This window comes from Micromonospora sp. NPDC049903 (assembly GCF_044460945.1).
Taxonomy (GTDB): domain Bacteria; phylum Actinomycetota; class Actinomycetes; order Mycobacteriales; family Micromonosporaceae; genus Micromonospora.
The window spans coordinates 103,231-114,943 of record NZ_JBITKL010000009.1 but is presented as its reverse complement, the minus strand read 5'-3'; the positions used below and the strand labels follow the sequence as shown (position 1 = coordinate 114,943).

General features: G+C 72.2%; 9 protein-coding genes. 4 read left to right on the top strand and 5 right to left on the bottom strand.

Translation table 11 applies throughout. From position 1 onward, the window contains the following. Positions 1-24: 24 nt before the first annotated feature. The 3 genes from ACIBO1_RS16690 to ACIBO1_RS16680 all read right to left on the bottom strand — a co-directional run bounded on the left by ACIBO1_RS16690 (position 25) and on the right by ACIBO1_RS16680 (position 4,495). The gene (locus ACIBO1_RS16690) at positions 25-1,305 is read right to left on the bottom strand and encodes a DUF4407 domain-containing protein (RefSeq protein ID WP_396747025.1); all 1,281 of its coding nucleotides are present in this window, start codon (positions 1,303-1,305) and stop codon (positions 25-27) included. A 166-nt stretch (positions 1,306-1,471) separates the two neighbouring features. Then, positions 1,472-2,656 (bottom strand): M14 family zinc carboxypeptidase, encoded by a 1,185-nt coding sequence (locus ACIBO1_RS16685; RefSeq protein WP_396747022.1) that lies wholly within the window; start codon positions 2,654-2,656, stop codon positions 1,472-1,474. Between the two features lie 366 nt (positions 2,657-3,022). Further along, positions 3,023-4,495 (bottom strand): hypothetical protein, encoded by a 1,473-nt coding sequence (locus ACIBO1_RS16680; protein WP_396747019.1) that lies wholly within the window; start codon positions 4,493-4,495, stop codon positions 3,023-3,025. A 257-nt stretch (positions 4,496-4,752) separates the two neighbouring features. Between ACIBO1_RS16680 and ACIBO1_RS16675 the strand changes: the two genes are divergently transcribed. From ACIBO1_RS16675 to ACIBO1_RS16665, 3 genes are all read left to right on the top strand, one after another. Further along, positions 4,753-5,712 (top strand): TIGR03557 family F420-dependent LLM class oxidoreductase, encoded by a 960-nt coding sequence (locus ACIBO1_RS16675; RefSeq protein WP_396747016.1) that lies wholly within the window; start codon positions 4,753-4,755, stop codon positions 5,710-5,712. 161 nt (positions 5,713-5,873) lie between these two features. Continuing rightward, the gene (locus tag ACIBO1_RS16670) at positions 5,874-6,920 is read left to right on the top strand and encodes an NAD(P)-dependent alcohol dehydrogenase (RefSeq protein WP_396747013.1); all 1,047 of its coding nucleotides are present in this window, start codon (positions 5,874-5,876) and stop codon (positions 6,918-6,920) included. 107 nt (positions 6,921-7,027) lie between these two features. Next, the gene (locus ACIBO1_RS16665; RefSeq protein WP_396747010.1) at positions 7,028-8,146 is read left to right on the top strand and encodes a PQQ-dependent sugar dehydrogenase; all 1,119 of its coding nucleotides are present in this window, start codon (positions 7,028-7,030) and stop codon (positions 8,144-8,146) included. Between the two features lie 43 nt (positions 8,147-8,189). On the opposite strand, the gene ACIBO1_RS16660 is transcribed toward ACIBO1_RS16665, so the two are convergent. Then, the gene (locus ACIBO1_RS16660; RefSeq protein ID WP_396747008.1) at positions 8,190-9,647 is read right to left on the bottom strand and encodes a pentapeptide repeat-containing protein; all 1,458 of its coding nucleotides are present in this window, start codon (positions 9,645-9,647) and stop codon (positions 8,190-8,192) included. A 68-nt stretch (positions 9,648-9,715) separates the two neighbouring features. Next, the gene (locus ACIBO1_RS16655) at positions 9,716-10,576 is read right to left on the bottom strand and encodes a LysR substrate-binding domain-containing protein (RefSeq protein ID WP_396747005.1); all 861 of its coding nucleotides are present in this window, start codon (positions 10,574-10,576) and stop codon (positions 9,716-9,718) included. A gap of 134 nt (positions 10,577-10,710) precedes the next feature. Here ACIBO1_RS16655 and ACIBO1_RS16650 point away from each other — a divergent pair, with 134 nt between their 5' ends. Beyond that, entirely contained in the window at positions 10,711-11,676 is a 966-nt protein-coding gene (locus ACIBO1_RS16650; RefSeq protein ID WP_396747002.1) for a bile acid:sodium symporter family protein, read from the top strand. Positions 11,677-11,713 lie beyond the last annotated feature (37 nt).

Sequence of the window (11,713 nt, the reverse complement as noted above, 5' to 3'; positions counted from 1 at the left end):
CATCTCCGCTTCGGGTGGGGCTGTTCAGCCGCCGTGCCTGAGGTGGCCCAGACGGGTGGACTTGCGGAAGTTCTCCTCCTCGCGGGCGAGGTCGTAGAGGGTGTTGGCGCGCACCTGGTCGAGGTCGGCGACCTGGTCGACGGAGTCACGGCCGGCCTGCAACCACCGCGCGGTGCGATACGCCGACAGTTCGGCCTGGGCCCGGACCCGGCGGTCGTAAAGGGTCGGCGGGGCCAGCAGCTTGAGCGAGACCGGCAGCAGGTCGATGGCGAGCAGCGTCACCCGCAGAACCCAGGGGATCGCCACCACCAGCAGGTTGTCCCGGTTGTCTTGGAGGAACCGGTGCAGCGCCCGTTCCTGGGTGATCCACCCACGGTCGGCGGTGATCGCCGCGACGCTCGCGTCGATCCTGCTCTGTCGGTCGCTGCGCAGCTTCTCGATGCGCTCGTCGAGGGCGGCGTTGGCGGCGGCGACCTCGTCGCGGGTCTGCCGGGCGACCGTGCGCAGTCGCCGCAGCTCCGTCTCACGCTGCGCGGCGACCTGGCCGTAGCCGGGCCGTCCGCTGCCGCTGGACCCGTCCGCCTCGCCGGCCAGGGCGTCCGCCGCCTCGGTGACCGCCTGTTCGGCCGCCGTGACCCGGTCGTCGTTCGCCTGCTTCTCGGACCGCAGCGCCGCGATCTCGGTCGTCTCGCCCCGGGAGTCGACCTGCTGCGCCACCCGGACCTGCTCGGTATGGCTACGGTCCAGCTCGCGGCGGATCTCGGACTGGAAGATCAGCAGCAGGACGGCTTCGGTGACCAGGAAGGCGGCACCGACGGCGATGACCACCCGGAAGCCGTACTGCGGCAGCCGGCGACCGCGCCGCGACCACCAGCCGGCGCGCCGCGTGGCGGAACCGGCGTCGACATGACGGAGGTCGCCGTAGCTCGGCTCGGCCATGATCGAGCGGTCGGCCCAGAAGATCAGCACACCCCAGCCGACGGCGAACGGGATCAACGCGACGGTGAACCCGCCCCGGATCACGGACCCGAACAGGGCGAACATGACCGCTGACAGGGTCGCGATCAGCACGATGAACACGCCGATGCCGACGTAGCGGTACCGCTCCAGCCGGGTCTCGACGAGGGTGCGGTCCACCCCCGCGCACCACAGGAACAGCCAGGTGAACGGATTACGCCCGGCCGCCCGACCTGGCCGGGCGGTCTCCGTGGGTGGCGGCGCGGCACTCGTCGCCGCACGCAGCGCGTCGCCGCTGTCCGGGCCGCGCCGGCGGCGCCGCCATCTGTTGCCCCATCTCGTCACCATGACCGCGCCACTCCCCACGACGGGCCTGCACCGCACCGGCCGGTGCCGGCGATGGACAGTGTGTGGGCCGGGGCGGTGCGCAGTCCCGATCAGAAAGCGGGATGTGTGGGCTCGAAAGGCGTCGCCCCGGCCCACGTGGGCCGGGGCGACGGTGGTCGTCCGAGGGTCAGCTCCGCGGGACGTTCATCCGAGCGGGGATGAGGTCGTAGCGCGCGGGGTCGATGTCGTCCAGGGTGCCGTCGGTGATCGAGTCGACGATGCCGAAGAGGCCGTCCTCGACCTGCTTGGTCAGCATGCCGTGCTGCTTCTGGCCCCACGACTGGGTCTGGCCACGCGTCTCGAACAGGATGGTGGCGCTACCGCGCAGCGCGAACGAACCCAGCGCGGTGCCGGGCAGGTTCGTGTTCTGCGGGTAGAGCGTGACCTTGCTCTGCGGGGAGTTGCCGGACTGGAGCGCGTCGTAGACCGCGACGTTCACCCGGCGCGACGCGTCGTAGTCGAACTTCGGCCAGTTGCCGTGCTGCGCCGGGTCCGTGATGAAGCGTCCGGAGATCGACAGGGTGGTGTAGTCGTCCATCCCCACACCGGTGTAACAGGCGGCCTGGTTGTGCAGGTCGGCGAAGACGTCGACGGTGCCGAACTCCCGCTCCAACGAACGGTAGACGTCCCGGGCGGTCTGGGCCTCCGGGGTGATGTACCAGCCGACGGAGGCGCTGTTGCCCGGGAAGTCGCCGGGGCTGGGCACGTAGTCGAGGTTGGGGTTGAAGTCGCGGTTCACGTCGAACCCGCCGACCCGGGTGTTGTAGTTCCAGGCGGTCCGGGCGTCAGCCAACTGCGGGAAGTCGGCGACGACGTCGGCCCAGGTGCGGGCGTTCTGCCGGGTGTCCAGCTCGCTGCCGTCCGGGTTGAGCTTGGGGATGGCCACCACGGTGACCGCCTTGCGGATCTCCTCGGACCGCTTCGAGTTGTTGCCCAGCGTCCGCAGGGCGTCGAGCACCGCGGCCGTACCGTGCATCTCGTTGCCGTGGATCTGGCTCTGGATCAGGACGACCCGGTCGCCCTCGCCGACCCGGGCGGTCCAGATCTCGCGACCGTGGTTCGAATGGCCGGCCACGTCGACGCGGACCTTGCCGTTGCTGGTGTGCTCGATCTGCCGAAGGCTCCGACGGAGTTCCTCGTGGCTGATGAAGCCCTGCACCGACTTGTTGCCGGTCTCGTTTCCGCAGTGCGATTCGAGGGGTTGGGCGACCGCCGGCCCGGTGAGTGCCACCACGGCACCGGGAGCGCCGATGAGTAGTGCGGCGGCGACCGCGACAGAACGCTTGACCCGACGTGTTGGCGATGCCGCCATAGCTGAGCGCATGAATGTCCTCCACAGTGATCGGGTGGATCTAGTCCGTCACCTAAGCACAGGTCAGGGCCGGTAGCAATGCACGGCGGAGAGATCGGCCACTGTTTGCGGCCGAATGTCGGAACCGTGTTTCCGAAAGCATTCCGATCGATTTTCGGGAGGGCTCGCCGGGTGGCGGCGGGAAGTCTCAAGAATTCCTCAACAGTCGACCGGGAAGCTGCACTCCGAACGTGTGGCCGACTATTTTCGCGCGCACGGCCAGGAGTTGCCGGGAGGTGGTCCGACGATTGTCGGAAAGCGGTTCGGCGATTGTCGGAGCAGTTTCCCGCAATTGTTTCCGATGCCTCGACAGATGTCGGAGGCGGCTCAGTCGGCGGACGGTTTCGGGGTGCCGCAGAGCGTGGTGCCGGGCGGGATGACCTCTTCGGCGCTGTGGATGCGGTACGGCGGCGGCCCCAACCGGCCGGACGGGTCGATCGGCGTGACGTTCAGCAACCGCAGAAACTTGTTGATCACCTTCGCCACCGGGGCCAGGATCGTGTAGCCGACGCCGTACGAGGCCCGGATGCCGATGCCCACGCCACGGCACACCGCCAGCGGCGCGCCCAGCGCCGACCCCATCGTCGTCCCGTACGCCGTCGACACCTCGAAGAAGAGGCCGGCCTTGAGCACGAACGCGCTGAACCCCAGGTCGAATCGGACCCGGTGCTCGGTGAGCAGGCCCGTCACGCCGACCGGCACCCCACGCAGGGAGTTGATCAGGCTTTCCTTGCGCTGGAAGCTCTTGCTGACCTGCGGGCCGAACGTACCGTACCCGTACCCGTACCCGAGCGAGCCGGCCAGGGAGAACTCGCCGTTGCCCTTGAGCGTCCCGGCCTTCGCGCCGAACGCCGTGGTGACCTTGACCGTCTGACTGATCGTCAGCGCCAGCGGCACGCCGATCACGGTGCCCATCGGGATGGCGAACTCGACCGGGATCGGCAGCACCGCCTTGATGTTCGGCCCACCCCGGATGCCCGCCTCGAACGCGTACCGGATGCCGAAGCCTCCGGTGATCGACAGTTCGGCCCGGGTCACGCTGCCGCCCCTGACGTCCAGATGGAAACTCGCCTTGGGCTGGTCGAAGGTGAGCGCCGCCCGGCCGGACAGCTTGGTGCCGTCGCGGTCGTAGTGGAAGCTCACCTCGGCCCCGCTGCGCAGGCTGACCCCGGTGGAGAAGTTCGCCACGACCGACCTGACCTCGCCGCCACCCCGGACCGGTGCCGGCTGCGCCGGCCGGGGCGGCGTCGGCGCGACCCGCAGCGGTCCGTGGCGACCGGCCCGGCCCGACGGGGTGGCCAGCGCCGCGTCGGCCTCCTCCTCGTCGAGCGTCCAGATCGGCTCACCGGCCTGGTAGGCGACCGGATCGTCGAGCGCGATGTCCTGCCGGGCCAGCGTGCCGTCGCGGATCACGTCGGTGACGGTCACCGGCCCGATCGTGACCAGCAGGTCCCCACCCTCGCGCCGCAGGTCGAGCACCCGGCCGACCCCGCGGCCGGTGACGAACATGACCTTCCCGGGCGCGAGGTCGTCGGCGCGGGGCGCGGCAGCGTCGATCCGCCAGGTGAGGCCGTCGGCGGTGACCGAACGCACCGCGCGGCCACCGCCGCCGACGAGGACCACGTCCGGTTGGTACGTCAGGTCGGGGTGCGGCACGGGTGCCATCCCGTACCGCAGCGCGGACTCGCTGTACGGGTCCTCGTCCAGCACGCCGACCGCGTCGCCCGGTGACCTGCCGGTGCAGGCCGAGGCGGTCAGCAGCAGCACCACCGTGAGGACGGCCGAGACAAGCTTGCGCACCAGGGACTCCTCGCCGCCGGGGGTACGACCCGCCGTTCCGGCCGCCGAGCGGTGGCGTGGTCCGGTCAGGTCGGGTCAGCGGCGGTGCGATCGACAGTAGAGTCCGCTCGGCGCGGAGGAATCCGGAGTTTCCCCACCCGTCGGGAGCACCGCACGGGCCGGTCGCCGGTCTCCGAGGGGTGTTCCGATTCCTCCGCCCGGGCGGCCGGACAGTGCGACAGTGGTCGGGAGGGCACGGGTCGGGGGCGGGGGAGTCGATGCGGATCGGGTACAAGCTGGCCAGCGAGGGATTCGGGCCGACCGAGATCATCCAACAGGCGGTCCGGGCCGAACAGGTCGGATTCGACTTCGTCGAGATGAGCGACCACTTCCACCCGTGGCTGGACGACCAGGGCCACTCCTCGTTCACCTGGACGGTGCTCGGCGCCGTCGCCGCGCGTACCGACCGGATCGGTCTGGCCACCGGGGTGACCTGCCCGACGGTGCGCTACCACCCGGCGATCATCGCGCAGGCCGCCGCCACCCTCGCGATCATCTCCGACAACCGGTTCACGCTCGGCGTCGGCGCCGGTGAGCGCCTCAACGAGCACGTCGTCGGCCAGGGGTTTCCGAGCGCACGCGGGCGGCACGAGCGGTTGCGCGAGGCGCTGGACATCATCCGGCTGCTCTGGTCCGGTGGCTACCACTCGTACGAGGGCAAGCACCTGCACCTGGAGGACGCGCGGGTGTTCGACCTGCCGGACCGTCCGCCGGTCATCGCCGTCGCCGCCAGCGGTGCCGCGTCGGTGGCCATCGCCGCCGAGCTGGGTGACGGGCTGTTCGCCACCGAGCCGGTGGCCGACCTGGTGCAGAACTACCAGCGGCTCGGCGGTCAGGGGCCGCGCTACGCGGAGGTCCCGATGGCCTGGGCCACCGACGAGGAGCAGGCGGTGCGGGCCGCCTGGGAGACCAGCCGCTGGGCGGTCACCGGCTGGAAGGTGATGAGCGAGCTGCCGAACCCGATCAACTTCGAGGCTGCCGCGCGGACCGTCACCCCGGACGACGTCCGCGCGCAGTTCGCCGTCGGCCCCGACCCGGACACCTACGTCCAGGCGGTCCGCACGTACGTCGACGCCGGTTTCGACCACATCGTGCTGCAGAACGCCGGGCCGGATCCGGACGGGTTCCTCGACTTCTTCCGCGACGTCCTGGCCGAGCGCCTGCGCGCACTCGGCTGACCGCCGCACTCCCGTCCGCGCGCCGCGTACCCGCTTCGTCGCGGGGTGTCGCGGCGCGTCGTCGTGCTCTGCCCCGGTGCGCGGGCGCGGCTAGGCTCGATCATGCCGCCCTCGCCCCACCCCGTGGCGGCCCGCGTCGACCCGTCCTACCTGGGAGAGCTGTGACCCTCGTCAGCGCCTACACCGCCTCGTCCGCGACCGCGCCCCTCGCGCCGGGTCAGATCCGTCGGCGGGAGGTGGGACCCCGCGACGTGCTGATCCAGATCGCCTGGGCGGGAATCTGCCACTCCGACATCCACACCGTGCGCGGCGACTGGGGCACCGTGCCGTACCCGCTGACCGTCGGGCACGAGATCGTCGGCGTCGTGACCGAGGTCGGAGCGGAGGTGACCCGGCACGCCGTGGGTGACCGGGTCGGGGTCGGCTGCATGGTCGACTCGTGCCGGGAGTGCGCCAACTGCCAGGCCGGTCAGGAGCAGTACTGCCTGCGCGGGTTCACCGACACCTACAACGGCACCGACCGGGACGGCTCGGTCACCCAGGGCGGCTACTCGACGCACATCGTGGTGGACGAACACTTCGTGCTGCGGATCCCCGAGTCGATCCCCTTCGAGAAGGCCGCGCCGCTGCTCTGCGCCGGCATCACCACGTACTCGCCGCTGCGGCACTGGAAGGCCGGGTCCGGCAGCCGGGTCGCGGTGGTCGGCCTCGGCGGTCTCGGCCATATGGCGGTGCAGCTCGCCGCCGCGATGGGCGCGGAGGTGACGGTGCTGTCCCAGACGCTGAACAAGCGCGACGACGGGCTGCGCCTCGGTGCCACGCACTACCACGCCACCAACGACCCGGAGACCTTCACCCGGCTGCGGTACGGCTTCGACCTGATCGTCAACACGGTGAGCGCGCAGATCGACCTGGAGGACTACCTGAACCTGCTCGCCCTGGACGGCACGCTGGTGACCGTCGGCGCGCCGCCGGAGCCGATGCCGGTCCGCATGTTCACGCTCTTCGACAACCGGCGCTCGCTGGCCGGGTCCACCATCGGCGGGATCCGCGAGACCCAGGAGATGCTCGACCTCTGCGCCGAACGGGGGATCGCCCCCGAGGTGGAGGTGATCGAGGCCGCCCAGGTCAACGACGCCTGGGAGCGGGTGCTCGCCGCCGACGTGCGCTACCGGTTCGTGATCGACATCTCCACGATGACGTCCTGAGTCGGGTGCGCCGACGCGTGCTCGGCCCGCCTTTTCCTCAATTTTCGCCGCCACCTGGTTCGCTGCTCGCAGGACCGGACGACGCAGCAGACCGCCGAAGGAGACGAATGCGATACCACGTGTGGGCCGGATCGGCCCTGGCCGTACTGCTGGTGGCCGGGACCGCCGCGTGCGGCAACGGTGACACCGACGCCACCGGTCCCGGCCCGGACCCGGGACCGGTGGCCACCAGTACGGCGAGCAGCTCCCCGTCGGCGACGCCCGACCTCGACGCGGGGGAGGAACTGGCCCGGGGCATCGACGTGCCGTGGGGGCTGGCGTTCCTGCCCGGCGGCGACGCGCTGGTCGCCGAGCGCAACACCGGCCGGGTCCTGCGGATCTCGCCGGGCGGCGGCACGCCCGACGAGGTCACCACGGTGCCCGGCGTGAGCGCCGGTGGTGAGGGCGGGCTGCTCGGGCTCGCCGTGTCGCCGGACTTCGCCGACGACGACCTGGTCTACGCCTACTTCACCGCGTCTGACGACAACCGCATCGTCCGGTTCCGACTCGACGGCGGCCAGCCGGAGGTGGTCTTCTCCGGCATCCCCAAGGCCAGCTTCCACAACGGCGGACGCATCGCCTTCGGCCCCGACGGCATGCTGTACGTCGGCACCGGCGACGCCGGGGACACCGGCACCTCGCAGGACCCGGCCAGCCCGGCCGGCAAGATCCTGCGGCTCACGCCGGACGGCGAACCGGCGCCCGGCAACCCGACTGCCGGTTCCCCGGTCTACAGCCTCGGGCACCGCAACGTGCAGGGCCTGGCCTGGGACCCGGAGGGCCGGCTCTTCGCCACCGAGTTCGGGCAGAACGACGTCGACGAGGTCAACCTGATCGAGGCCGGGCGCAACTACGGCTGGCCCGAGGTCGAGGGTGAGGGCGACACCGCGGGCGGGCGCTACACCAACCCGCTGATCACCTGGTCCACCCGGGAGGCGTCGCCGTCCGGCATGGCGATCACCGCCGGCAACGCCTACGTCGCGGCGCTGCGCGGCGAGCGGCTCTGGGTGGTGCCGCTCGACGGCGACCGGCTCGGCGAGCCGACCGCGCGGCTCGACGGGTACGGGCGGCTGCGGACCGTGCAGGTGGCCCCGGACGGGGCGCTCTGGGTCACCACGTCCAACACCGACGGGCGGGGCGACGTCCGCGACGGCGACGACCGGGTGCTGCGCTTCCCGGCTCGCTGAACCGTGACCCGGCGGGCCCGACGGGTCCGCCGGGGATGCGGTGTCAGGCCACCGCGCCGTGCAGGACCACGTGCTCCGGCGGCGCGGTGCCGAACACCACGTCACCGTGGAAGACGGCCCGACCCGACGGCCCGTCCAGGCTGAACGAGACGCGGTCGAACCGGCTGCCGTCGAGGCGGGTGGTGCCGTGGAACTGGGCACCGGTGAAGTCGACGTGTCCGGCCTCGCCGCCACGCAGGTCGAGGTCGACCAGCGTGGCGCCGCAGAGCCACAGGTGCACCCCCCGCCACTGTCCCGGCCCCGGACGCAGCCGGTCGGCGAGCAGCCGCTGCGCCAGTCGCCGTTCCCGCAGCAGGGCGTCCTGCCCGGCGGTGCGGGCCTCGGCGTCCAGCGGGAACGGCACGGGCACCCGCAGGAAGGCGCAGAACGCCGTCACGACGCGCTGCCGCAGCTCGGGTCGGTCGTCCCCGAGACGGGCCAGGATCCGTAGCCCGGCCGCACGCACCACCGGGTCGGTGTCGGCCAACTGCCGGGTATAGGGCGCGACCGAGGCGTCCGGCGTCAGGGGACCGCCCGTGGCGTCCACCGTCCAGCCGAACGGCCACTCCGACTCGCCGTCGTCGGTGCCGCCGGACCAGTGGGCGCCGGTCAGGTCACCGCCGGGGTGGGTGAGGTGGGCCCGTCCGGCGAACCGGGCACCGGTGAAGGTCGCCCGGGCCCCGAAGCGAGCGTGGTGGAACCAGGCCGGGCCGTCGAAGCGTACGTCCCGGAACGACACGTCGCCGACGAACCGTGCGCCGTCGCCACCCTCCTCCCAGTCCTGGTAGTCCTCCACCAGGACCGCCACCGGCCAGTGCGGGTCGTCCTCGTTGGGCTCGTCCCACGGCGCCGGGGTGATCTCGTCCACCGTGTCCCACGCCTCGTCCTCCTCCCACCACGTCTCGGCGCCCCGGCCGAACCAGGCCATGCCGGCGAACACCGCGCCGGTGAAGTCGGTCCGTCCCCGGAACCGGGTCCGGCCGAAGGCGGCGTCGCCGGTGACCCGCAGGCCGGTGAAGGTGGCGTCGTCGGCGAAGACCGCCCGCGAGAACGACGCGTCGGTGTCGACAACGGCCCCCTCGAAGGCGGTGACACCGTGGAACCGGGTGTCGGTGAACCGGGCCGCCCGCAGTCGACAGGCGCGGAAGTCGGCGTCGTGCAGCGTCGCGCCGGACAGGTCCACGCCGATCCCGTCCCAGGGCGGGGTCCTCGGGGCCGGGCCGGAGCCGCGCAGTCGGTCGGCGAGCAGGCGCAGCACCGTCCGACGTTCCTCGGCGTCGACGTCCTCCGGCGCGGGCGCGGTCCGCAGCCACGCGCAGATCGTGTCGGCGATCGGCTGTCGCCGTGCGGGGTCGGTCGCGCCGAGGGCGACCAGTGCCTGCGCCGCCGCGAACCGCGCGCCGGGCGCGGCGGCGGTCAGCCGTCGCACCGCCTCGCCGTACGCCGTCGAGGTGTCGTCCACGGCGCGAGCCTAGTACGGCGACGCCCATCGTGATCATGGTCGGCCGGGCCGCTTCACTGTGGCACCGCTCAGGACGCGGGTGCGGTGCGGGCCCCTGCGGTCAGGATCGCCTCGGCCAGGGCGGCCACCGTGTCGGCGGGCGCGCTGTCGCGGTGCAGCAGGACGAACTCCACCTCGCCCAGCGGCGGCAACCGGTGTCCGGCCGGGGCCGGCACCAGCCCGGGCGGGACCAGCTCGGCGGAGTGTGCCATCACCCCGAGACCGGCGCGGGTCGCCGCCACCAGCCCACCGAGGCTGGTGCTGGTGCAGGCGAGCTGCCAGGCGCGACCGGCCGCGCCCAGCGCGTCCAGGGCCTGCGCGCGGGAGATGCTCGGCGGCGGGTACGCGACCAGCGGCACCGGTTCGTCCGGGCCGAGCCGGTGACCGGGGGCCGCCAGCCAGATCAGCCGGTCCCGCCAGACCAGCCGGCCCCGGTCCTGCCCGGCCAGACGCTTGGCGAAGACCACGTCCAACTGCTGCGCGTCGAGCCGGTGGTGCAGGGTGCCGCTCAGGTCGACGGTCAGCTCCAGGTGCACCAGCGGATGGCGGTGCCGGAAGTCGCGCAGCACCCGGGGCAGGTGGGTGGAGATCAGGTCGTCGGAGACCCCGAGTCGCAACCGGCCGCGTACCGGTCCGGCGGCGAAGTGGCGTCGGGCCCGGTCGCCCGCGTCCAGGATGTCGCGGGCGAAGGTCACCATCGCCTCGCCGTCGACGGTGAGGCCGACGCTGTGCGTGTCCCGCACGAACAACGCGCGGCCGGTCTCGGCCTCCAGCCGCCGGACGTGCTGACTCACCGTGGACTGGCGCAGCCCCAGTCGGGCCGCCGCTCGGGTGAAGCTCAGAGCCTGGGCCACCGCCAGGAAGCTGCGCAGCTGAACGGGGTCGTACACCCGGCGAAGCTATCACGTTGTGTGATGGCAGTCAGCATGATGATCGCCTTTCCCACTGATCCATCCGGGCCGACAATGGTCGGGCAGCCGCCCCGAGGTGGGCGGACGGCAGGAGCGACCGGAGGGGAGAGGCGATGCGCTGGCCGCGTCGGCTGCCGATCGACCCGTTCATCGCGGCGCTGTTCGGCACCGTGGCGCTGGCCGCCCTGCTCCCGCTGCGGGGCACGGCCGCCGAGGTGGGGCGGGTGGCGGCCCAACTCGCGGTGGCGTTGCTCTTCTTCCTGCACGGCGCCAAGATCGCCCCGAGGGCGGCGCTCGCCGGTGCCCGGCACTGGCGGCTGCACGCGGTGGTGCTGCTCGCCACGTTCGTCCTCTTCCCACTGCTCGGGCTCGCCGCCGCGCCACTGCGACCGGCGGTGCTGACCCCCGAGCTGTACCAGGGTTTGCTCTTCCTCTGCGCCGTCCCCTCGACGGTGCAGACCTCGATCGCGTTCACCGCCATCGCTCGGGGCAACGTGCCGGCGGCCGTCTTCACCGCCTCCTTCTCCAACATCGCCGGCATCGCGCTCACCCCGCTGCTGGTCACCCTGCTGCTCCAGGGCTCCGGCGAGGTACGCGTCAGCGCCGGCTCGATCGGCACGGTGGTGCTGCAACTGCTCGTGCCGTTCGTCGCGGGGCAACTCTCCCGCCGGTGGACCGCCGGCTGGATCGAGCGGCACCGCTCACTGACCGGCCGGGTCGACCGGGGCGCGATCCTGCTGGTGGTCTACTCGGCCTTCAGCGCCGGCGTGGTGGCCGGGGTCTGGGACGAGGTCTCACCCGGGCGGTTGGCCGTCCTGATCGCCGTCGTCGCCGGCCTGCTCGCGCTGGTGCTGGGGCTGCTGTACGCCGGTGGCCGGCTACTCCGCTTCGACCGGCCCGACCGGGTGACGATCCTGTTCTGCGGGGCCAAGAAGAGCCTGGCCACCGGGCTGCCGATGGCCGCCGTGCTGGTGCAGCCCGAGGCGCTCGGCCTGCTGGTGCTGCCCCTGATGATCTACCACCAGATCCAACTCGTCGTCTGTGCGTGGATCGCCCGCCGCTGGGCCGACCGCGGGTAAGGAGGGGTCCCCTACTAACGTCTCGTGTATAGGAGGG